Source organism: Pseudomonas bohemica, from assembly GCF_002934685.1.
GTDB classification, from domain to species: domain Bacteria; phylum Pseudomonadota; class Gammaproteobacteria; order Pseudomonadales; family Pseudomonadaceae; genus Aquipseudomonas; species Aquipseudomonas bohemica.
This window is the reverse complement of sequence record NZ_NKHL01000118.1, coordinates 30,464-52,618: the sequence shown is the minus strand read 5'-3', so window position 1 is coordinate 52,618 and position 22,155 is coordinate 30,464. Positions and strand designations below refer to the sequence as shown.

Annotated in this window: 16 protein-coding genes; 10 read left to right on the top strand and 6 right to left on the bottom strand. The window is 60.6% G+C overall.

Annotated features, from left to right (window positions below; genetic code table 11):
• Positions 1–40: 40 nt before the first annotated feature.
• Positions 41–541, bottom strand: coding sequence for a thiol peroxidase (tpx, locus tag CE491_RS23235; RefSeq protein WP_110950681.1), 501 nt, complete (start codon positions 539–541; stop codon positions 41–43).
• Positions 542–657: 116 nt separating this feature from the next.
• Positions 658–1,587: a LysR family transcriptional regulator gene (locus tag CE491_RS23230; protein ID WP_110950680.1), complete on the bottom strand. Its 930-nt coding sequence runs from the start codon at positions 1,585–1,587 to the stop codon at positions 658–660.
• A gap of 142 nt (positions 1,588–1,729) precedes the next feature.
• Between CE491_RS23230 and CE491_RS23225 the strand changes: the two genes are divergently transcribed.
• Positions 1,730–2,725: an aldo/keto reductase gene (locus CE491_RS23225; RefSeq protein WP_110950679.1), complete on the top strand. Its 996-nt coding sequence runs from the start codon at positions 1,730–1,732 to the stop codon at positions 2,723–2,725.
• Between the two features lie 127 nt (positions 2,726–2,852).
• On the opposite strand, the gene CE491_RS23220 is transcribed toward CE491_RS23225, so the two are convergent.
• From CE491_RS23220 to CE491_RS23210, 3 genes are all read right to left on the bottom strand, one after another.
• Positions 2,853–6,545: a translocation/assembly module TamB domain-containing protein gene (locus CE491_RS23220; RefSeq protein WP_407681364.1), complete on the bottom strand. Its 3,693-nt coding sequence runs from the start codon at positions 6,543–6,545 to the stop codon at positions 2,853–2,855.
• Complete coding sequence (locus CE491_RS23215) at positions 6,542–8,272, bottom strand: autotransporter assembly complex protein TamA (RefSeq protein WP_110950678.1); 1,731 nt, start codon at positions 8,270–8,272, stop codon at positions 6,542–6,544. The genes CE491_RS23220 and CE491_RS23215 overlap by 4 nt, the downstream gene beginning before the upstream one ends.
• Positions 8,273–8,339: 67 nt before the next feature.
• Positions 8,340–8,990, bottom strand: coding sequence for a GNAT family N-acetyltransferase (locus CE491_RS23210; RefSeq protein WP_110950677.1), 651 nt, complete (start codon positions 8,988–8,990; stop codon positions 8,340–8,342).
• Between the two features lie 213 nt (positions 8,991–9,203).
• Between CE491_RS23210 and xthA the strand changes: the two genes are divergently transcribed.
• Positions 9,204–10,016 carry an exodeoxyribonuclease III gene (gene xthA / locus CE491_RS23205; protein WP_110950676.1) on the top strand — a complete coding sequence of 271 codons (813 nt, stop codon included), beginning with the start codon at positions 9,204–9,206 and terminating at the stop codon, positions 10,014–10,016.
• Between the two features lie 191 nt (positions 10,017–10,207).
• On the top strand, positions 10,208–11,572 hold the full coding sequence (locus CE491_RS23200) for a substrate-binding domain-containing protein (protein WP_407681363.1): 1,365 nt from the start codon (positions 10,208–10,210) through the stop codon (positions 11,570–11,572).
• A gap of 105 nt (positions 11,573–11,677) precedes the next feature.
• Here the strand turns inward: CE491_RS23200 and CE491_RS23195 are convergent, their stop codons facing one another.
• Positions 11,678–12,910 (bottom strand): acyl-CoA dehydrogenase, encoded by a 1,233-nt coding sequence (locus tag CE491_RS23195; RefSeq protein WP_110950674.1) that lies wholly within the window; start codon positions 12,908–12,910, stop codon positions 11,678–11,680.
• Between the two features lie 172 nt (positions 12,911–13,082).
• Here CE491_RS23195 and CE491_RS23190 point away from each other — a divergent pair, with 172 nt between their 5' ends.
• From CE491_RS23190 to CE491_RS23160, 7 genes are all read left to right on the top strand, one after another.
• On the top strand, positions 13,083–14,030 hold the full coding sequence (locus CE491_RS23190) for a LysR family transcriptional regulator (protein WP_110950673.1): 948 nt from the start codon (positions 13,083–13,085) through the stop codon (positions 14,028–14,030).
• A 234-nt stretch (positions 14,031–14,264) separates the two neighbouring features.
• Positions 14,265–14,645: a MerR family transcriptional regulator gene (locus tag CE491_RS23185; RefSeq protein WP_110950672.1), complete on the top strand. Its 381-nt coding sequence runs from the start codon at positions 14,265–14,267 to the stop codon at positions 14,643–14,645.
• A 48-nt stretch (positions 14,646–14,693) separates the two neighbouring features.
• Positions 14,694–15,593, top strand: a complete 900-nt coding sequence (locus CE491_RS23180; RefSeq protein ID WP_110950671.1) for a hydroxymethylglutaryl-CoA lyase — start codon at positions 14,694–14,696, stop codon at positions 15,591–15,593.
• An 805-nt stretch (positions 15,594–16,398) separates the two neighbouring features.
• Positions 16,399–17,562 carry an isovaleryl-CoA dehydrogenase gene (locus CE491_RS23175; protein WP_110950670.1) on the top strand — a complete coding sequence of 388 codons (1,164 nt, stop codon included), beginning with the start codon at positions 16,399–16,401 and terminating at the stop codon, positions 17,560–17,562.
• Between the two features lie 126 nt (positions 17,563–17,688).
• Positions 17,689–19,296, top strand: coding sequence for a carboxyl transferase domain-containing protein (locus tag CE491_RS23170; RefSeq protein WP_110950669.1), 1,608 nt, complete (start codon positions 17,689–17,691; stop codon positions 19,294–19,296).
• A gap of 14 nt (positions 19,297–19,310) precedes the next feature.
• The gene (locus CE491_RS23165) at positions 19,311–20,135 is read left to right on the top strand and encodes a gamma-carboxygeranoyl-CoA hydratase (protein WP_110950668.1); all 825 of its coding nucleotides are present in this window, start codon (positions 19,311–19,313) and stop codon (positions 20,133–20,135) included.
• On the top strand, positions 20,135–22,099 hold the full coding sequence (locus tag CE491_RS23160; RefSeq protein WP_110950667.1) for an acetyl/propionyl/methylcrotonyl-CoA carboxylase subunit alpha: 1,965 nt from the start codon (positions 20,135–20,137) through the stop codon (positions 22,097–22,099). The genes CE491_RS23165 and CE491_RS23160 overlap by 1 nt, the downstream gene beginning before the upstream one ends.
• The last annotated feature ends 56 nt before the right edge of the window (positions 22,100–22,155 follow it).

The window sequence follows — 22,155 nt, the reverse complement described above, 5'->3', positions numbered from 1 at the left end:
GGGCAGACAGTACATCGACAGGCAATACGCAACGGACAGCTTACTTGAGCACTGCCAGCGCCGCTTCGTAGTTCGGCTCCTGTCCGATCTCCGGAACCAGTTCGCTGTGCAGGACCGTATCGTTTTCGTCCAGGACCACCACGGCGCGGGTGCTCAGGCCGACCATCGGGCCGTCGGCGATGGCAACGCCGTAGTTCTGCAGGAACTCGGCGCCACGCATGGTGGACAGGTTTTTCACGTTTTCCAGACCTTCGGCACCGCAGAAACGCGCCTGAGCGAACGGCAGGTCGGCAGAAATGCACAGCACCACCGCGTTGGTCACGTCGTTGGCCTGGGCGTTGAATTTGCGTACCGATGTGGCGCAGGTCGGGGTGTCGACGCTTGGAAAGATGTTCAGCACTTTGCGCTTGCCGGCAAAGTTCTCCAGGGTCACGTCAGCCAGATCGCCACCAACCAGTTTAAACGCAGGCGCCTTGCTGCCAACTTTTGGCAGTTCGCCGCTGATTTGTACCGGGGCGCCTCTACGAGTCACTTGAGCCATGAGCTGAGTCCTTTTCTGAAGTTGCGGGTTTCAGGGTTGCGCTAGAGCAACGCGATAAGCCGAGAAGTTAATCACGAAACCGCTTAAACCACCTACCGGTCGCACTGAATTTGTTCTCAGGTTGTACGCTTCGCAGCCGGTTTATCCAGCAAGCCCGGCCGATTGCACAACTCCACCAGCCAGTCGACGAACACCCGGACCCTGCGGGACATCTGTCGGTGGGCCGGGTACAGCGCCGTCAACGGCAGTCGAGGTTGCGGCCAATCACCCAGCACCTCGACCAGTTCGCCACGTTGCAGCAGCTCGGCCACATGGTAGTAAGGCGTCTGCACCAGGCCATAGCCAGCGCTGCATGCGGCCAGATACCCGTCCGCGCTGTTGGTCGCCAGCGTCTTGGACAGACTGAGTTCCTGTGCCCTGCCCTCTATGAAGAATTCCAGGCCATAGCGTTTATTCGACAGGCTGGAAAAATATTCGATGACCTTGTGCCGCGTCAGATCTTCCAGGGTCAGAGGCGTACCCTGGCGATCCAGATAACTGCGGCTGGCGCAAACCACCTGACGCATTTGCGCCAGAGGCCGGGCCACCAGCGAATGGTCCAGTGGCTGGCCGCCGCGTATGACGCAATCGAAGCCATCACGGATCAGATCCGCTGGCCGATCGCTCATCCCCACCTCCATTTCCAGGCCGGGATAGCGCTCGGTGAATTCAGGCAGCGCGGGCATGAGGATCAGACGGCCGAAGCCCGACGGCATGTCGACCCGCAGCACGCCTTCGGGCGCCCTGGCCACGGTCGAAAAGACCGACTCGGTATCGTCCAGATCGTTGAGCAGGCTGACGCAGCGCTGGTAGTACGCCTGGCCGTCGAGGGTAGGAGTCACCTGGCGCGTGGTGCGCAGCAGCAATTGCGCACCCAGATGCGCCTCCAATTGCTTGATGAGGATGGTTACCGAGGCACGCGGCATGTGCAGGCTGTCGGCGGCCTTGCCAAATCCGCCCAGTTCGACGATGCGGGTGAAGGCACGCATGGCATTAAAGCGGTCCATTTCAGCTCCGGCAGTAGATTGTTTAGAAATAACCAACAGTGAAAGCGCTTTTAGCCGGTTTATCGTGAATCTGTCGAGGGGCAACAATGGGCGGGTATTGAAATCCTCTGAGCCACCTTCAAAACCGAGAAAGGAAACCATTATGCAAACGCGTCAACTCGGCAACAACGGACCTCAGGTGTCGGCAGTCGGCCTGGGCTGCATGGGCATGACCGATTTCTACACCACCGGCAGTGATGAAAAGGAAGCGATTGCGACGATCCACCGCGCGCTGGAGTTGGGCGTCACGCTGTTCGACACCGCCGACATGTATGGCCCTCACACTAACGAGCAGTTGCTTGGCAAGGCCTTGGCCGGCAAGCGGGACCAGGCCTTTATCGCCAGTAAATTCGGCATTGTGCGCACGCCTGGCGATGCTGCGGCCAGGGGTGTCGACGGCAGCCCGGAATACATCAGGGCCGCCATCGACGGCACCTTGCAGCGACTGAAGATCGACACCCTGGACCTGTACTACCAGCACCGGATCGATCCGAAGATCAGCATTGAAGAGTCGGTCGGCGCCATGGCCGAATTGGTCAAGGCTGGCAAGGTCCGTTATCTGGGCCTGAGCGAGGCCTCGGCAGCGACACTGGAGCGCGCCCAGAAAGTGCACCCGATTGCCACCCTGCAAACGGAGTATTCGCTGTGGAGCCGCGAGCCTGAAGAAAACGGCGTACTGGAAACCTGCCGCCGATTGGGCATCGCGTTCGTGCCTTATAGCCCGCTGGGCCGTGGCTTTCTGACGGGTACGCTGAAAAGTCCGGACGATTTCGCCGCCGACGATTATCGCCGCAGCAGCCCACGTTTTCAGGGCGAGAACTTTGCGAAGAACCTGTTGCTGGTTGAGAAAGTGCAGCAATTGGCAAAGGAAAAAGGCCTGAGTGCTGGTCAGTTGGCGCTTGCCTGGGTATTAGCGCAGGGTAACGACGTAATCCCGATTCCGGGCACCAAACAGCGCAAATATCTCGAGGAAAACGTGGCGGCGCTGGATGTGAAACTCGGTGCTGGCGAGCTTCAGACGCTGAAAGAGCTGTTTCCGGTGACTGCGATTGCCGGTGGGCGGTATACGGACGCGGCGATGAAGTTAGTGAATGGTTGAGTCTTCTTCGACCGAACGCATAATCGTGTAGGAGCGCGCTTGCCGCGATTGCATTATGTCAGCCATCTGCGGCGCCGGCTGTCGATCAATCGCGGGCAGGCGCGCTCCTACAGGGATTGTTGCAGCGCTAGAAATCCCGCTTATAGAAAATATCCAGCGAACTCGCCACGCCGCCGGCCGCCTCCAGATACACCTTTTTGCTCAATAGATAACGCAACGCGATGGTATTGGCCGGTTCGAACACTCCCACCCCATACCGCACGCTGAGCTTGTCGGTGATCTTGCCGCTGGCGACCACGGCGGTCTTGTCACCGCTGCCTGAGGTATCCAGATCGAAATCCTTGATCCCCAGCCCCGAGGCCAGTTTGCCAGCGGTTGACGATCCACCCGCCAGGCCCAATGCCAGCGCAGCCTGAGCCACCATGTTGCTGTCTTCGCCATTGGTGCTCAGGGGACGTCCCAGCACCAGATAAGACAGCGCCTGCTCCTGGCTCATGGCCGGTTCCGAGAATACCGTGGTGGTCGGCTGCTCGGCGCTGCCGGTCAGGCGGATACCGGCGATGACGTCATCGGTCTGGCGAATCGCTTCGATGTCCAGGTAGGGCTGGTCCACGGGGCCGGCAAACAGCAAGCGCGCCTTGCGAATGGTCAGGCGCTGGCCGTAAGCCCGGTAACGGCCATCATTCAGATTCAGCTCGCCCCGGGTGTCGAGGTTGTCGCCAATGTGCACATGACCCGCCAGATCGGCCGTCAGCCCGAACCCGCTGAAGCTGAGTTTTTCCTGACCGACCTCCACGTTGACATCCATTGCGATCGCCATGGGCGGTTTGCCTTCCTTGGTCTGCGCGCCGACGATCACCGTGTCGTCAGATACCTTGACCGTGGACGGCGGAAGCTGGCGAACGGTGATCTCACCTTTGGGGATCAGCACCTTGCCGGACACCGCCAGCCGATCGCCTTGCAGGGTGATTTTCAGATCAGGCGCTGCTTCGAGCCTGGCGTAAGGCTCGACCACGATCGGCAAGCGCGAACCCTGCAAGCTAACGTTGACATCCAGCGCCTCGGCCCAGCCGATATGGCCGCCGACGCTGCCCTGCCCGGTCGGCCCGCTGCTCCAGTTGCCCTTGAGCTGCACGTTCTCGCCGGCGATCAGCGCCTGCACGTTGAGTTTTTCCATGCTGACCGGCAGCTCCGGCCCGGACACCTCGCCATCGCTGAGGGTAACGTTGCCGTTGACCTCAGGCGCCAGCAGACCGCCTGAAATACGACCGCTGCCGTTGAGCTTGCCGTTGAGTTTTTCGATCATCGGTACGAACGGTCGTGTCACCGACACATCCAGCCCGGTGAGATTGAAATCGCCATTGACGGGTTTGTTCTTGCCCAATGGATCGATGCTCAAGCGCGCCAGCAGATCGCCCAGTTTGCCACCGCGAAAATCCAGATTGGTGTCGACTTTCTTCGGCGTCAGGCTACTGGTGAGTTTCAGGGTCTGGTATGGGAAGTCCAGCCACTGGTTCTTGTCCTTTACCCGCAACGTGCCGCCACTGGCATCGATCACGATCTGGCCATTGGGGCCTGTGGCGGGAACGTCCAGTTGCACGTCAGCATTGAGCGAGCCTTTCCAGGCGAAATCCTTCGGCAGCCACTGCGCCAGGCTGTCCAGCGGGAATTGCTTGAGATGGTAACGCAGGCGCGGATCGGGCATCAGGCGTTGATCCTCGCCGCACAGACTGGCAGGCCCCGACACCCAGCAATGGGCGCCGAAATTGGTCTTGCCATCCGCCAGACGCTCCAGCCTGGCAGGCTGTTGCAGCTTCCAGTCCTGGCCGCCGGTTTGAATGTCGCCACTGGCAAGACGCCCGCGCCAGTTGCCTTTGTCGAGATTGCCGTCGAGTGCCAACGCCAGCTTGAGCAATGGCCCCCGCAGATCGAGTTTGACTTGCTGGCGTTTGATGTCGCCTTGGCCATTGACGGTCAACGTGCCCAGCGCGGTATCGCCGGTTTGTATGCCGGTGGTCTTCAGATCGACCGTGCCGCGCTGGGCATTGTCCAGCTTGGCCATCAGATTCAGGCTTTGCAGCTTGTTGGTGTCGTAGGCCAGTTGCGTGCCTTGCAACGCCAGTTGCCCCTGAGGCGCCTGCAGTGTGCCGGCCAGATCAAGATGACCTTTGATCTGCCCTTGCAGGCGCGGCCACAGCTGGCCCAGGCGCGGCAGGTTGAGGTCCAGTTGCCCCGCCAGCTTTTGCTGCAGGCTGCCGGCGCCCTGAATACGGTTATCCCCGAGACGAATGTCCAGTGCGCTGACGTTCCATCGGTCTCCTGCGCCATCGGCCTTGGCCTGCAACACCGCAGGCTGGCCGCGCAGGCGCCCCTTGAGGTCCAGATCGGCGTTCAAGTTCAGCTGCTCGTTCTTGAACGCGCCATTGCTGCGCAGTGGACCGGCGAGCGAGCCCGGCAATTCACCGACCCAGAACGATGGATCGATTGCGCTCAGGTCCAAGGCGGTATCCCAGGAAACGCCGTCGGCAAAGCCGACATTCAGGTGACCGTTGGCCTTGCCCTGCCCGGCAACCAGTTCCAGTTGCGGCAGGAAGATCTGTTGCAGATCGCCGCTGAACGGGCTTTTCAGGCTGAACGGCCCGGCCGGGCCTTTGAACGCGCCGTCGAAGTTACCCAGGTACTTGCCGTCGGTGTAAGACACCTCACCCTTGAACGTGTGAATACTGACTTGCGGCTCGTCGATGACCGGATACAGCCGATGCCACGGGAAGTCGAGCCAATCGATTGTGGCATCGGCACTCAGCCCTTTCTGCCAATCCACCTTGCCGCTCACCTTTAATCGCTGTTCGGCGGCGGCCGTCAGGTCCAGCGCGCTGATGTCAGCGCCCTTGGCATCGACCCGACCTTGCAATGCCAGTGTTACCGGCCCCTGCTCGGCGGGCAGACTGGCGTTGCCGAGGATCGTGTAGCCCTGCAGCAGATCGCCCTTGGCGTTGAGCGTCAGTTTGTTGAGTTGCAGGGTGTCCGGCAGATTGGCGTCGGGCTTGAAGCTGTCGCTGGTGATCGCGATTTCGGCGGGTAGATTCTCCACCAGCGGCTGCAACTGCCCGACCAGTTTCGCGTCGATATAGCCGCTGGTTTGCGCATTGAGATCAAGCGTCTTGAGCAGGTCGCCCTCGACATCCAACGCCAATGACAACGGTTTGCCGCTGACGTCAGGCAGCTTGACCTGACCCTGAGCCGTCAGCGGCCAATCAGCGCTCGGCTTGAGCAAACCGCTCAAATCCAAAACGATATCGTCACGTTGCGCGTGCATCGAATCGATCTTCAACCCATCAGCCGTCCAGTGCGCCGCCAGTTGCACATCACGCACCTGCTCCGTGCCGTCCAAGTGCAGACTGCCTACCTGCACGCGCCCCAACTCCAGCGCCAGTGGCAACCTGAGGTCAGGCAACGTGATCGGGCCAGTGCTTTCTGCCGCACCGGAGGGGGCGAAGCGCAGACGAATGTCGCCGGTTTGCAGGTTGTCGATGCATAAGGTCATGCGCAGCAGGCAGGACATCGACCAGGCAAACATCGGGGCGTCTACCTCGACCTTGCTTTCGCCCTGCTCCCAGACCAGCGAGTCAGCCTGCCATTGCCCGCCGAGACGACCGGTGAAGTTCTGTACATGCAGGCCAGGCACCTGCCCCAGTGCCCACCGACTGCCGGGTTGGGTGCCCAGAATCAGGCCGAGCGCGGCGCTGCTCAACAGGACAACCGCCAGCAAGCCGATGACGACATACACAGCAATACGTTTGATCAGTGCCGTACGCGTCACAGTTCAGGTCCCATCGAGAAGTGCAGACGAATACCGCCGTCATCATCCAGAGCGTGAGCCAGGTCCAAACGCAACGGGCCGACCGGCGAAACCCAGCGAATACCGATGCCGACACCGGTCTTCAGGCTGGGCAAGTCCAGAGAGTTGAAGGAGTTGCCCTGATCGACGAATGCGGCCACCCGCCACTTTTCGGCAATGGAATACTGATATTCGGCGCTGCCAGCGATCATGTAACGCCCACCGATCTTGTCGCCGTCGGAGTTTTCCGGAGACAGGGACTGGTAGTCGTAGCCACGCACGCTCTGATCGCCACCGGCGAAGAAGCGCAGCGAGGGCGGAATGGATTTGTAGCCATTGGTTGCGCTGCCGCCAACTTGTATCCGCCCCAGGAAGCGATGGTTCTGCGCGACGGTGGTCAGACCTTTGAGCAACGCCGTGCCATGGAGCACATTGGCATCCGATCCCAGGCCTTCCTTCGCGACTTGCGTCTCGAATTGCAGCCGGTAGCCGTTGTGCGGATCGATCCGGTTATCGCTGCGCAGGTAGGAATAGCTGATACCCGGCATCAGCAAGGTACTCAGCCCTTCATCGTTGCCCAGGCGGTACTCTTCGCGCTGCCATTTCAGCGAAATGACCCGCTCCCATCCACTGGGCAGCTTGCTGTGCCACTCCGGCCCCACGGTCAGCAGTTTGCTGAGGCTGTCGGTGTCGGCGATTTCTTCGTATTGGTAGCCGCCCGCGAAACGCAGCTTGTCGGTCAACGGCGGGTCAAGGGGAATGTCATAGAACAGCCCGATGTTTTGCCGAGGTGCCGAGAGTTCCGATTCCAAGCCATAGCTGTGGCCTTGAGGATTGACCCAGTGACGCGTCCAGTTGGCCTTGACCCGCGGCCCGACGTCGGTCGAATAACCCACGCCAAGGCCCATGGTGCGGGGCTTGCGGGTCTGCAATTGCACATCTACCGGAATCACCTGAGCCTGCGCGGCAGTCGGCGAGGCATCGACCCGCACGCCTTCGAAGTAACCGCTGGACTGCATGGCCTGGCTGAGATCGGCGATCAGCTCGGAATCGTAGGGCGTATCGGCCTTGAACGGCACCATACGCCGCAGCAGATCCTCGTCGAACGGCGCATCGCCACTGAACGAGACCTTGCCCAGCATGAAGCGGGGTCCGCTGTCGTAGACCAGTTCGATGTCGGCGACCCCGGCACGGGGGTCAACCGAAAGCCGCTGGGTGACAAAGCGGCCGTTGAAAAACCCATAGCGCGCCGCCTGGTTCTGGATCAGCTTCTTGGCGTCTTCGTAATAACCATGATTGAGCACCGCGCCTGGCTTGAGCGCGTCGCTCTTGGGCACCTTGAATGCCTTGAGCTGACTGGCCGCGCCCTGGACTCGAACGGTCACGTTGCGCAAATGCACCGGCTCACCGGGCTGCACGTTCAGGACCAACTGCAGATCCTTGTTGATGCGTTTGACCTGGCTGTCTATCTGCGCCTGGTAATAGCCCAGGGCCTGCGCGGCTTTCTGCGCCTGCTCGACGGCGCCCACGCTGAAACGCTCGAGCGCCTGTTCGTCGCGCTCGCCGAGGCTGCCCACATACCCTTCGATATTGGATTTGAGCTCGGAATTGGAAGGCTTGATCCGCACATCCAGCTGGGCGTCGGCAAACGCTGCACAGCTGGAGAACATCAGGAGAAAACCACTTGTAAATCGACGGGGATACTTCATAGGCGCGGATGCTAACACGAGCGGCGGGTGCTGCTGGAGCCCGCGGAAGTTGAGAGAAGGTCCGCGTTCAAGCCATGGAACCCAATGAAACCTGGGGGTTGGGATGAAAAAATACGTGCTCCCGGATTGGTCCCACAGCGACTTCGCCGATTTCCTCATAGCCCTGGCGCTTATAGAACTCAAGATAGTGACCGTTTCCGGTGTCCAGAACGATGCCCTGAGAGTTTTCGTCCACCGCGCACCAGTCATGCAGCGCCTGCAACAATTGCTCGCCATAATGTTGCCCCTGGAAATCGGGGTGCACACCAAACAGCGGTAATACGTGCACCGCATCCGACGGCAGGCACGCCAGTACCGACTGGTAATACTCCAGATAGCGCTGGGTGCAGCGCAGACCGGTGCTCATGACCATGCGCAGGCGCCATGCCCAGCTTTCGGTGATACCCAGGCGGCGCTGGGGCGGTGCGATCAGCGCCACGCCGACCAGGCGGTCGTCGACGAATAGCCCAAGTGCCGGCATGTCTTGCAAAAAGTGCTGTTTGACCAATTCGCGAATGGTCGCCCGGACCCGTTGCTCGTAACCCGCGCGCCCGGCTTCGAACAGGTAGCCAAAACTCGGCTCGTGTCGGTATGCCTGGTACAGCACTGAGCGAGACTCTCGGGAGTACCCACTGTCCAGTTGACGGATCTTGGCCAGTGTATTCGCTGATTCAGGCATTTAATCGTGTCCCTTCCGATGACGACCCGAGGCGTTGCGCCGGGTTCGTGGTGTCAGGCGTTCGAGTCGCAGCCGCTGACGACAGTTCCAGCGATTTTCAGACGTTTCCCTCAGCGTAGCAGCCTGTCCGAATCGCGAGATCGCGCTCCGCGCTGGCCGTCGTTCGACAGGTCGGCTAGCATCGCGGTTTGATTTTTGCCAGGACTGCCGTCTATGAAAATTGTGTCTTTCAACATCAACGGCCTGCGCGCCCGCCCGCACCAACTGGCGGCGCTGATTGAAAAGCACCAGCCAGACGTCATCGGCCTGCAGGAAACCAAGGTCTCGGACGATCAGTTCCCACAGGCCGAAATCGAAGCGCTGGGCTACCACGTGCATTTCCACGGGCAAAAAGGCCATTACGGCGTCGCTTTGCTGTCGCGCCAGGCGCCGCTGGCTTTGCACAAGGGTTTCGACACCGACGATGAAGAGGCCCAACGCCGCTTCATCTGGGGCACTTTCGCTGATCGCAACGGCGTGCCGGTGACCATCATGAACGGCTACTTCCCACAGGGCGAAAGCCGCGATCACCCTACCAAGTTTCCGGCCAAGACCAGGTTCTACGCTGATCTTCAGCAATTGCTGGAAACCCGCTTCAGTAACGATCAGCCGCTGGTGGTCATGGGCGACGTGAACATTTCCCCGGAAGACAGCGACATCGGCATCGGCCCGGACAACGCCAAGCGCTGGTTGAAGACCGGCAAATGCAGCTTCCTGCCCGAAGAAAGGGAATGGATGGCCAAGTTGAAGAACTGGGGACTGGTGGACAGCTTCCGCCATCTGTACCCGGAAGTGGTCGATCAGTTCAGCTGGTTCGACTACCGCAGCCGCGGTTTCGAGGACCAACCCAAGCGCGGCCTGCGCATCGATCTGATTCTGGCCTCCCACGGTCTGCAGCCCAGGATCAAGGCCGCGGGCGTGGACTACGACCTGCGCGGGATGGAAAAGCCCTCGGACCATGCGCCGATCTGGCTTGAACTGAGCTGATTATTCAGAGCATCGACGTTCAGCAGACGTGCGCCTTGCCAGCGGTGGCAACCTCATGAACGCCACCGCCGGCTAGTCGGGAGTGCGACCGCAAATGCGTCGACCCGGGCGCGACCATCCACGTGTTAATCGCCTGTCACATACCCGTAACGCACCTGTCTTATTCTCCGGCAACTTCCGTCCCCAAGAAGATGCCGCACATGCAGCGCACTCGTTCCAATATCTCCGCCCTTGTGGCATTGCTCATCCTTACAGTGCCGTCATGGGCACCGGCATCTCCCCTGTCCGCGCCCTCCGACGGTAGCCCCGCGCTACGGATTCAGGGTTCCAACACCATCGGCGCGCAACTCGGGCCAGCATTGGTCGTGGGGCTATTGACTCAACAAGGAGCCCAGGGGATTGAACAGCAGGCCGGCGGCCACGCGAATGAAATGCGCATCATCGGGCAATTGCCTTCCGGCCAGCGTGTCGGCATCGAAGTGGCAGCCCATGGATCGAGCACCGGCTTCGCCGCTCTCAAGGCTGGCCGGGCCGATCTCGCGGCCTCTTCCCGGCCGATCAAGGCGCGCGAAGCCGCCGAGCTTGCAGGCCTGGGCGACCTGCGCAGCCATGATGCCGAGCAGGTGATCGCCATCGACGGGGTCGCGATCATCCTGCATCCCGACAATCCGCTGCGGGAATTGAGCATGGGCCAACTGGCGAAAATCTTCTCTGGAGAAATTCGTGACTGGGAAGCCCTTGGCGGCACTGGCGGGGCCATTCATGTATATGCCCGTGATCAACAATCCGGCACGTTCGACACCTTTAACGAGTTGGTACTGGCAAAATCTCGCAAGGCGCTGGCAAGTGCCGCGCAACGATTTGAATCGAGCGACGCGTTGTCCGATGAGGTCAGCCAAGACCGCCAGGGCATCGGCTTCATCGGCCTGCCCTATATTGGTCAGGCCAGGGCCGTGGCGATTATTGATGGCGAGTCCAAGCCGATGTTGCCCAGTGTCAGCCTGATTGCCACGGAAGATTACCCGCTGTCGCGCAGGCTGTATTTCTACCTGCCGTCGGGCTCGCAGCAGCGTTGGGCCAGGGCGCTGGTGCGCTTTGCACAGAGCCCGCAAGGTCAATCCATCGTCGCCCAAAGCGGGTTTGTCGCGCAGACCGTTCAGGCGGTGCAAGTCCGCACAACCGCGCAGATGCCGTTGGAATATCAGAACCTGACGCGAACTGCAGAACGCCTGTCGGTGAACTTCCGCTTCGCTCAAGGCAGCGCTGCCCTGGACACCAAAGCGCAGCGTGACCTCAAGCGAGTGGTCGATTACTTGAAAACCCACGACAAACTGAATCAGAAAGTCACGCTGGCGGGTTTTGGTGACGCCAAGAGCGACCCTGCGCGGGCGCAGCTGCTGTCGAAACTACGAGCGATGGCCGTGCGCCGGGAATTGCTGAAAAGCGACGTGATCCTGCGGGATGTGCGCGGATTCGGCGACGAAATGCCGGTAGCAGCGAATGACGGTGACGAGGGGCGGATCAAGAATCGTCGCGTTGAGGTGTGGGTGCATTGATCGGCCGTGCAGCGCCGAGTCTGTAGCCGTCCGACTTGCCGTCGGCAGCGGGACGTATGCCACCGCCGGCAAGCCGGACGGCGACAGGGTTGCGCGCTGGATGGATCAACGATGCTCGCTACGCATCAGCTCCCTGGGCACGTACTTGCCGACCTCATATTTGCCGATCGCCGCGCGATGCACCTCGTCCGGGCCGTCCGCCAGACGCAAGGTGCGCTGCATCGCGTACATGTAAGCCAGCGGGAAATCCCCCGAAACCCCGGCGCCGCCGTGAATCTGGATGGCGCGATCGATCACGCGTAGCGCGACATTGGGCGCCACTACCTTGATTTGCGCGATCTCGCTCTTCGCCACCTTGTTGCCCACCGTGTCCATCATGTACGCCGCTTTCAGGGTCAACAGGCGCGCCATGTCGATTTCCATCCGCGAGTCGGCGATCTTGTCGATGTTGCCGCCCAACCGTGCCAGCGGGCGACCGAACGCCGTACGCTGTACCGATCGCTTGCACATCAGCTCCAGCGCGCGTTCCGCCATGCCGATCGAACGCATGCAATGGTGGATGCGACCAGGCCCCAAGCGCCCTTGCGCGATCTCGAAGCCTCTTCCCTCACCGAGCAGTACGTTTTCGTACGGCACCCGGACATTCTCGAACAGCACTTCGGCATGCCCATGGGGCGCATCGTCGTAACCGAAGACCGGTAACGGGCGCACGATTTTCACCCCTGGTGCATCGGTCGGCACCAGAATCATCGAATGCTGCTGGTGACGTGGACCATCGGGATTGCTCAGGCCCATGAAGATCATGATCTTGCAGCGCGGGTCACAGGCGCCGGAGGTCCACCATTTGCGACCATTGATGACCCACTCATCGCCATCACGCACAGCGCGAGCAGCCATGTTGGTCGCGTCCGAGGACGCCACGTCCGGTTCGGTCATGGCAAATGCCGAGCGGATCTTGCCGCGCAGCAACGGCTGCAACCACTGCTGCTTCTGCGCTTCGCTGGCGTATCGCACCAGCACTTCCATATTGCCGGTGTCTGGCGCCGAGCAATTGAACGGCTCGGGGCCCAGCAGCGAACGGCCCATGATCTCAGCCAGTGGCGCGTACTCCAGATTGGTCAGGCCCGCTCCCAGCTGCGATTCGGGCAGGAACAGGTTCCACAAGCCCTCGGCTTTGGCCCGGGCCTTGAGCTCCTCCATGATCGCGGTGGGCTGCCAGCGGTCCCCTTCGGCAACCTGACGCTCGAACACCGGCTCGGCCGGATACACATAAGCGTCCATGAACGCCGTGACACGCTCGCGTAATTCCTGAACCTTGGGGGAGTAAGCGAAATCCATGGGGCAGCTACCTTCTGGTGAGGTGTTTCGAAACATGCAAGGGATGCTAGATCAGCGCCCTCTATTTATCTAATCTATTCTCACCGTGTATAAACATTCATAACCGATATATGATTTGGCGATTCTCAATCGCCAACAGACCCACAACAAAAATAGCGTGAGGCGCACAGCAATGAATCTGAGCAAGGTCGATCTCAACCTCTTTATTGTGTTTGACGCCATCTACACCGAGGCTAACCTGACCCGCGCCGGGCAGATCGTTGGCATTACCCAGCCTGCTGTTTCCAATGCCTTGGCCCGCCTGCGGGAAACCTTCAACGACCCGTTGTTCGTGCGTACCGCTCAGGGCATGGTGCCGACGCCGATGGCGCAGAACATCATCGGCCCGGTGCGCAATGCGCTGTCGCTGCTGCGGGTTTCGGTGCAGGAAAGCCGTATTTTCAATCCCCTGCAGGCGGTCAAGAATTACCGCATCAGCATGACTGACCTCACCGAGGCAATCATCCTGCCTGCGCTGTTTCAGCGTCTGCGGCGCCTGGCCCCGGCGGTGACCATTGAGAGCTTCTTGTCCAAACGTCGGGAATCCACCAAGGAACTGGCCGCCGGTCGTCTGGATTTCGCCGTCGATGCGCCGCTGAACACCGACCCACAGGTGCGTCACGTCAAACTGATGGAAGACAGTTACGTCTGCGCCATGCGCAAAGGTCACCCGTTGGCCAGCAAGGGATCGATCACCCTGGACGACTATCTGTCGGTGGCCCATATCCATATTTCCAGTCGTCGCAGCGGGTTGGGTCACGTGGACCTGGCCCTTGGCAAGATGGGCATTCAACGCAAAGTCGCATTACGCTCACAGCATTACCTGATGGCCCCTCAGGTGCTCCATCAGACCGATATGGTCATGACCGTCCCGGAGCGCTTCGCTCGGCGCAATGACCTGCATTTCGTTCATCTGCCGGTTAATGACGTACCGACGGTTGAGACTCATCTGTACTGGCACGAGAGCACCGACCAGGACCCTGCGAACCGCTGGATGCGAGAGCAGATCATTGACCTGTGTCAGTGGGTGGTTACGCAGGAACGCAAACTTGTGAAAGACCTTGACACCGAGACTAAATAGTAATTCTTTCAACAGGTTACTCACCTTAATCAATGTCATTCCCAGGGCTTGTTAATGTCGTTTCGAGCACTGCATCGTCTGTAGCAGCACCGCTTGCCCGCGGTGGCGTCTTGAAACGCCACCGCCGACGGGCCGGGCTATTGCTCCAAATGACGCTCACACAAGGCTCTCTGCTTGACGTTTACGTCAAGGGCGCCGTACGTTTACCTCCTGCTTCCTTCGTTCGAGCCGCCCATGAGCAACCCCACCTACAGCATTTCCGATCTCGCCCGCGAACTGGACATCACTACCCGGACTATTCGCTTCTATGAAGAACAAGGCATGCTCAGCCCCCAACGGCGCGGCCTTGAGCGGGTCTACTCTTCGCGGGATAAGGTCACGCTGAAGCTGATCCTGCGGGGCAAACGCATTGGCTTTTCGCTGGCCGAATGTCGCGATCTGATTGGCCTGTACGATCCAACGGGCGATAACCAGAAACAGCTCACTACCATGTTGGAGAAGATCGCCGAGCGTCGGGCGCAGCTTGATCAGCAGCTGCTCGACATTCAACAGATGCAGCTTGAACTGGATACCGCCGAAGAACGATGCAAAGCAGCGTTAGAAAAATCATCATAAAAACAGCTAGATAGCAAACATACCTTCATTAGTTTCGAGGAACCCGTCATGTCGCTCCCTCAACGCGTACGTCTGGTCGAAGTCGGACCACGCGACGGCCTGCAGAACGAATCCCGTCCCATCGATGTTGCCGACAAGATCCGTCTGGTAGATGACCTCACCGAGGCCGGCCTGGGCTACATCGAAGTCGGCAGTTTCGTGTCGCCCAAGTGGGTGCCGCAAATGGCAGGTTCTGCCGAGGTCTTCACCGAGATCCAGCGCAAGAACGATGTCACCTACGCCGCCCTCACGCCCAACCTACGAGGATTCGAAGACGCACTGGCGGCAGGCGTCAAAGAAGTCGCCGTGTTTGCTGCAGCGTCCGAGACGTTTTCTCAGCGCAATATCAACTGCTCGATCAGCGAAAGCCTCGACCGGTTTCTGCCGATCATGGAAGCGGCGCGCCTGCACGGCATCCAGGTGCGTGGATATGTGTCCTGCGTGCTGGGCTGCCCATACGAAGGCGCCGTTGCGCCGAAACAGGTAGCCGCGGTGGCCAACGAGTTGTTCACCATGGGCTGTTACGAAGTGTCACTGGGCGACACCGTCGGCACCGGCACGCCGGGCGCGACCCGGGCGTTGATCGACGCGGTGGCCGGCCAGATTCCCCGAGGCAAGCTGGCCGGTCACTTTCACGACACCTATGGCCAGGCGCTGGCCAATATCTACGCCAGCCTGCTGGAAGGCATACAAGTCTTCGACAGTTCCGTCGCCGGGCTTGGCGGCTGCCCTTACGCCAAAGGGGCCACCGGCAACGTCGCCACGGAGGATGTGCTGTACATGCTCGACGGTCTGGGCATTGATACCGGCGTCGATCTCGACAAGCTGATCGCTGCGGGCCAGCGCATCAGTGATGTGCTGGGTCGCGCCAGCGGTTCGCGTGTAGCGAAAGCACGTTTGTCGGCCTGATGTGCGACAAGTTGTCACACAGTGTTACCCTGATCGGCATTGAAGCGAGGGAAACGGGTAACACGGAAACACCTGGTCCTGACTCTGGCCCAGGACCGGTTCCGGCGATTTCCCTCAAGGCCCCGTTTTCCGGGGCTCTGGCAGAATCGGAAAAAGTTGGCATGGCATCTGCTATGTCTTACGTACAACAAAAATAACAAATCGCAGTAACCCAATAAAAACAAGACGTATCGGCTCTGACATAACAAGAACAACACGGACAGAGACGCAGCTAACTGATTTTTTTGGAGTGGATCGCTTTGTGAGGCACAGGCCTCTCGACCGGGCAGAGAACAATAAAACTACCTTCAGGTAGCTACCGCACGGGTTGAATCGCAAGATCGAAGCAATATCAGCGCTCAAAAAAATACGTTTGCTCTTGACCCCGGATGGGGGTAGCTCAAAAGCCAAGTAGGTCCGGCCACCAAAAACAACAACAGGCCGCCTAAAAATCAAAAAAGAGCATGCAGTAGAACTTGGAGGGGAGCCTAGGCTCCCCTTCGTGCTGTCTGATGTTTGAGAAATTCCTTCCCAGTCGCTCGAACCGGTTGTAGCGACACGGTTTGCCGGCGGTGCCGCTCCCAAGACCGCTGCCGCCGGCCCGCCGGACCGCTCCAGGTCGGCGTCACATTCCATGACCCCTCTCTATTCAGCGCGCCCTTGCGACGATTGACATCCTCACGCGCGCAGGTTTACGTTAACGTAAAGGTGATACAGATTATTACCCTTAGCCAGCCCTCCAAAAACAACAAGGGAACGCAGTCTCATGAACTACCCCACACTCAATTTCGGCCTCGGCGAGACCATTGATATGCTGCGCGATCAAGTGCAGGCGTTCGTGGCCGCCGAGTTGACGCCACGTGCTGCACAGATCGACAAGGACAATCTGTTTCCCGCCGACATGTGGCGCAAGTTTGGGGAAATGGGTTTGCTCGGCATCACAGTGGACGAGCAATACGGCGGCGCGGGTCTTGGCTATCTCGCGCATGTGGTGGCAATGGAGGAGATCAGTCGTGGCTCGGCGTCTGTGGCCTTGTCCTACGGCGCGCATTCCAATTTGTGCGTCAACCAGATCAACCGCAATGGCAACCCGGAACAGAAAGCCCGCTACCTGCCCAAACTGATCAGCGGCGAACACGTCGGCGCGCTGGCGATGAGCGAGCCAAACGCCGGCTCCGATGTAGTGTCCATGAAGCTGCGTGCCGACAAACGCGGTGACCGCTACGTGCTCAATGGCAGCAAGACCTGGATCACCAACGGCCCCGACGCCAACACCTACGTGATTTACGCCAAGACCGACCTGGAAAAAGGCCCACACGGCATCAGCGCGTTCATCGTCGAGCGCGACTGGAAAGGATTTTCGCGCAGCAACAAGTTCGACAAATTGGGCATGCGCGGCTCGAACACCTGCGAGCTGTTCTTCGACGACGTGGAAGTCCCTGAAGAAAACCTGCTCGGCTCGCTGAATGGCGGCGTCAAGGTGCTGATGAGCGGGCTGGACTACGAACGCGTCGTGCTCTCCGGCGGCCCCACCGGGATCATGCAGGCCTGCATGGACGTCGCATTGCCTTACATCCACGACCGCAAGCAGTTCGGCCAAAGCATCGGCGAGTTCCAGCTGATCCAGGGCAAGGTCGCCGACATGTACACCCAGCTCAACGCCAGCCGCGCCTACCTGTATGCAGTGGCGCAGGCCTGTGAACGCGGTGAAACCACGCGCAAGGACGCTGCGGGGGTGATTCTCTACAGCGCCGAGCGCGCGACCCAGATGGCCCTGGATACCATCCAGATTCTTGGCGGCAACGGCTACATCAACGAATTCCCCGCAGGCCGCCTGCTGCGCGACGCCAAGCTGTACGAGATCGGCGCCGGGACCAGCGAGATTCGTCGCATGCTGATTGGGCGCGAGTTGTTCAACGAGACGCGGTGAAACAGCGCGAGTTTCGAACGGCAAGCTGCGTGAAGCAGCACCCAGTTTCGAGCGGCGAGCTGCAAGCAAGAGCATTTGCGCGAGTCGCCATTTAGGTTCAATGACTCCTGACGGAGTAAGGCCCACATGACCATTCTGAAAACCCAGCTCAATCCGCGTTCGGCGGAGTTTCTGGCCAACCGCGAAGCGTTGCGCAAGCAGGTTGACGATTTGCGCACCCTCCTCGCTCAGGTCCACCAGGGCGGCGGCCCCAAGGCTCAGGAGCGCCACACCTCACGAGGTAAGTTGTTGCCTCGTGAGCGCATCAACGGCCTGCTCGATATCGGTTCGCCGTTCCTCGAAATCAGCCAGCTGGCTGCCCACGACGTGTATGGCGAAGATGTTCCGGCCGCCGGTGTCATCGCTGGCATCGGCTGCGTGGAAGGTGTCGAGTGCATGGTCATTGCCAACGATGCCACGGTCAAAGGTGGCTCGTACTACCCGCTGACGGTCAAGAAGCACCTGCGTGCTCAAACCATTGCGCAACAGAATCGCCTGCCGTGTATTTATCTGGTGGATTCGGGCGGCGCCAACCTGCCACGCCAGGACGAGGTGTTTCCGGACCGCGAGCATTTCGGTCGGATTTTCTTCAACCAGGCCAACATGAGCGCCCAGGGCATCCCGCAGATCGCCGTGGTCATGGGCTCGTGCACCGCAGGCGGGGCCTACGTGCCAGCCATGGCCGACGAAGCCATCATGGTCCGTCAACAGGCGACGATTTTCCTTGCGGGCCCGCCGCTGGTAAAGGCCGCGACTGGTGAGGTGGTCAGCGCCGAGGACCTGGGCGGCGCCGATGTGCACTGCAAGGTTTCCGGGGTCGCTGACCACTACGCCGACAGCGACGAACACGCGCTGGAACTGGCGCGTCGCAGCATCGCCAATCTCAACTGGCGCAAGCAGGGCGAGCTTCAGCTGCGCGCACCAACAGCCCCGCTGTATGCCAGCGATGAACTGTATGGCGTGATTTCCGCCGATCCCAAGCAGCCATTCGATGTACGCGAGGTCATCGCGCGACTGGTCGATGGTTCGGTGTTCGATGAATTCAAGGCGCTGTTCGGCACCACGCTGGTGTGCGGTTTCGCTCATCTGAATGGCTATCCGATCGCGATCCTGGCCAATAACGGCATTCTGTTCGCCGAAGCCGCACAGAAAGGCGCCCATTTCATTGAACTGGCTTGCCAGCGTGGTATTCCGCTGCTGTTCCTGCAGAACATCACCGGCTTCATGGTCGGTCAGAAATACGAGGCTGGCGGCATCGCCAAGCACGGCGCCAAACTGGTGACAGCCGTTGCCTGCGCCAAGGTGCCGAAGTTCACGGTGATCATCGGTGGCAGCTTTGGAGCCGGTAACTACGGCATGTGCGGACGCGCCTACGACCCGCGCTTCCTGTGGATGTGGCCCAATGCGCGCATCGGTGTGATGGGCGGCGAACAGGCGGCAGGGGTATTGGCGCAGGTCAAGCGTGAACAGGCCGAACGCAGCGGCCAGAACTTCAGCGTCGAACAGGAAGCCGAGCTCAAGCAGCCGATACTCGACCAATACGAGCGTCAGGGTCACCCCTACTATTCCAGCGCCCGACTGTGGGATGACGGCGTGATCGATCCGGCGCAAACCCGCGAGATTCTGGCGCTGGCGATCAGCGCCGCGCTCAACGCCCCCATCGAACCGACCCGCTTCGGCGTGTTCCGGATGTGACCCGAGGACTGGACATGAGCGATTTCGACACCATCGAGCTAGAGCACGACCCACGGGGCTTCGCCACGCTCTGGCTCAATCGTCCCGACAAGAACAACGCCTTCAACGCGCAGATGATTCGCGAACTGATCATCGCGCTGGAGCGCATCCACAACGACAGCAGCCTGCGCTTCCTGCTACTGCGTGCGCGAGGGCGGCATTTCAGCGCCGGGGCCGACTTGGCCTGGATGCAGGAGTCCGCCAATCTGGACTACGACACCAACCTGGGCGACGCTCGGGAACTGGGCGAGCTGATGTACAACCTTGCCAAGCTGAACTTGCCGTCTCTGGCGGTGGTACAAGGCGCGGCCTATGGCGGCGCGCTGGGCCTGATCAGTTGCTGTGACATGGCCATCGGCACCGACGACGCGCAGTTCTGCCTCTCGGAGGTCAAGATAGGCCTGGCGCCGGCGGTAATCAGTCCGTTCGTGGTGCAAGCGATCGGTGAACGCCATGCGCGGCGTTATGCCTTGACCGCTGAACGCTTCGACGGCTTGCGCGCCCGGGAAATCGGCCTTCTCGCCGAGTCCTGCCCCGCTGCTGAACTCGAACAGCAGGTGCAGCAGTGGGTCGCCAATCTGTTGCTCAACAGCCCGCAGGCCATGCGCGTCAGCAAGGATCTGCTGCGCGAGGTCGGCCACGGAGAACTCAACCCGGACCTGCGCCACTACTGTGAAAACGCGATTGCCCGCATCCGTGTCAGCCCTGAAGGCCAGGAAGGTTTGCGCGCGTTTCTGCATAAGCGCGAGCCTAGCTGGCGTGACGCCAACAACAATAACAACAGTGGAGAAACACGCTGATGAGCGGCTCGAACAACCCTGCCCTGACCTCCATACTGGTCGCCAATCGCGGTGAGATTGCCTGTCGCGTCATGCGCACCGCCAAGGCAATGGGGCTGACCACGGTCGCGGTGCACAGCGCCACCGATCGCAATGCCCGGCACGTGCGCGAAGCGGATATCGCGGTGGATCTGGGGGGCAGCAAGGCCGCAGACAGCTACCTACAGATCGACAAGCTGATCGCCGCGGCCAAAAGCAGCAGCGCCCAGGCGATCCACCCGGGCTATGGCTTTCTCTCGGAAAATGCGGCCTTCGCGCGCGCAGTGGAGCAGGCAGGCCTGGTTTTCCTCGGCCCGCCCGCTTCCGCCATCGACGCCATGGGCAGCAAGTCGGCGGCCAAATCGTTGATGGAAACTGCCGGCGTGCCACTGGTGCCCGGTTACCACGGCGAGGCTCAGGACGCCGCGACCTTCAGAGAGGCCGCCGCGCGCATCGGCTACCCGGTGCTGCTCAAGGCCACCGCCGGTGGCGGCGGCAAGGGCATGAAGGTCGTGGAGCGCGAGGAAGACCTGGCCGAAGCGCTGGCCTCGGCGCAGCGTGAAGCGCGATCGTCGTTCGGTGATTCGCGGATGCTGGTCGAGAAATATGTCCTCAAGCCCCGTCATGTGGAAATCCAGGTGTTCGCCGACCAACACGGCCACTGCCTGTACCTCAACGAGCGTGACTGCTCGATCCAGCGCCGTCACCAGAAAGTCGTCGAAGAGGCCCCCGCTCCCGGTTTGAGCGCCGAACTGCGCCGCGCCATGGGTGAAGCCGCAGTGCGTGCGGCCCAGACCATCGGCTATGTGGGGGCCGGGACGGTGGAATTTTTGCTCGATGCCCGTGGCGAGTTTTTCTTCATGGAAATGAACACGCGCCTGCAGGTCGAACATCCGGTTACGGAGGCCATCACTGGCCTGGATCTGGTCGCCTGGCAGATTCGCGTCGCCCAGGGCGCGCCGCTGCCGATCACCCAGGAGCAGGTGCCGTTGAACGGCCACGCGATCGAGGTGCGGCTGTATGCCGAGGATCCGGTCAATGATTTTCTGCCTGCCACCGGCACGCTGCAGGTGTATCGGGAATCGACACCCGGCCCGGGACGGCGAGTCGACAGCGGCGTGACCGAAGGCGATGAAGTATCGCCGTTCTACGACCCAATGCTCGGCAAGCTGATCGCTTGGGGAGAGAATCGCGAACAGGCGCGCCTGCGCTTGCTGGCCATGCTCGATGAGTTCGCCGTCGGCGGATTGCGCACCAATCTTGGGTTTGTGCGGCGGATCGTTGCTCACCCGGCTTTTGCCGAAGCCGAGCTGGATACCGGTTTCATCCCGCGTTATCAGGCAGACCTGCTGCCGGCTGCGCAAGGGCTGTCCGAAGACTTTTGGCAAGCGGCGGCGCAGGCATACCGCCAGAGCACGTCGAACAGCAGGCGTGACGATGATCCTCATTCCCCTTGGGCGACAGCGAATGGGATGCGGCTGGGCCTGCCGAGCGAGGTGGATGTGTATTTGAGCTGTGGGGGTGAGACGCGCAAGGTCCAGTTGCGCGGTGCGGCCAATGATCAGGTTCAGCTTCGCGGCGAGCAATTGACCCTCCAGCACGATGACGTACGCCGCCATAGCCTGGCGATTCGACAGGGTGACACGCTGTACTTGCGCTGGCAGGGTGAACTGCATGCCGTCCAGCGCGTCGATCCGATCGCCGCGGTCGAGGCCAGCCACACGCAACAGGGCGGACTCAGCGCGCCCATGAATGGCAGCATCGTTCGGGTATTGGTAGAAGTCGGACAACAGGTCGATGCGGGTGCGCCGCTGGTGGTGCTGGAGGCCATGAAAATGGAACACAGCATCCGCGCAAGTCAGAGCGGGACGGTTTCAGCGCTGTACTGCGCAGAGGGCGAGATGGTGAGTGAAGGAACGGTGTTGGTGGAGCTTACGCCGCAATAAACCTGTAAGAACGCGCTTGCCGGTGGTGGCGGCAGATCAGGGAATAAAGTATTGCC

Coding starts and splice junctions, on each gene's coding strand:
- CE491_RS23160 (WP_110950667.1), top strand. CDS start 20,135: ATGAGCGGCTCGAACAACCCTGCCCTGACCTCCATACTGGTCGCCAAT.
- CE491_RS23225 (WP_110950679.1), top strand. CDS start 1,730: ATGCAAACGCGTCAACTCGGCAACAACGGACCTCAGGTGTCGGCAGTC.
- CE491_RS23165 (WP_110950668.1), top strand. CDS start 19,311: ATGAGCGATTTCGACACCATCGAGCTAGAGCACGACCCACGGGGCTTC.
- CE491_RS23200 (WP_407681363.1), top strand. CDS start 10,208: ATGCCGCACATGCAGCGCACTCGTTCCAATATCTCCGCCCTTGTGGCA.
- CE491_RS23215 (WP_110950678.1), bottom strand. CDS start 8,272: ATGAAGTATCCCCGTCGATTTACAAGTGGTTTTCTCCTGATGTTCTCC.
- xthA (WP_110950676.1), top strand. CDS start 9,204: ATGAAAATTGTGTCTTTCAACATCAACGGCCTGCGCGCCCGCCCGCAC.
- CE491_RS23190 (WP_110950673.1), top strand. CDS start 13,083: ATGAATCTGAGCAAGGTCGATCTCAACCTCTTTATTGTGTTTGACGCC.
- CE491_RS23175 (WP_110950670.1), top strand. CDS start 16,399: ATGAACTACCCCACACTCAATTTCGGCCTCGGCGAGACCATTGATATG.
- tpx (WP_110950681.1), bottom strand. CDS start 541: ATGGCTCAAGTGACTCGTAGAGGCGCCCCGGTACAAATCAGCGGCGAA.
- CE491_RS23180 (WP_110950671.1), top strand. CDS start 14,694: ATGTCGCTCCCTCAACGCGTACGTCTGGTCGAAGTCGGACCACGCGAC.
- CE491_RS23195 (WP_110950674.1), bottom strand. CDS start 12,910: ATGGATTTCGCTTACTCCCCCAAGGTTCAGGAATTACGCGAGCGTGTC.
- CE491_RS23210 (WP_110950677.1), bottom strand. CDS start 8,990: ATGCCTGAATCAGCGAATACACTGGCCAAGATCCGTCAACTGGACAGT.
- CE491_RS23230 (WP_110950680.1), bottom strand. CDS start 1,587: ATGGACCGCTTTAATGCCATGCGTGCCTTCACCCGCATCGTCGAACTG.
- CE491_RS23185 (WP_110950672.1), top strand. CDS start 14,265: ATGAGCAACCCCACCTACAGCATTTCCGATCTCGCCCGCGAACTGGAC.
- CE491_RS23170 (WP_110950669.1), top strand. CDS start 17,689: ATGACCATTCTGAAAACCCAGCTCAATCCGCGTTCGGCGGAGTTTCTG.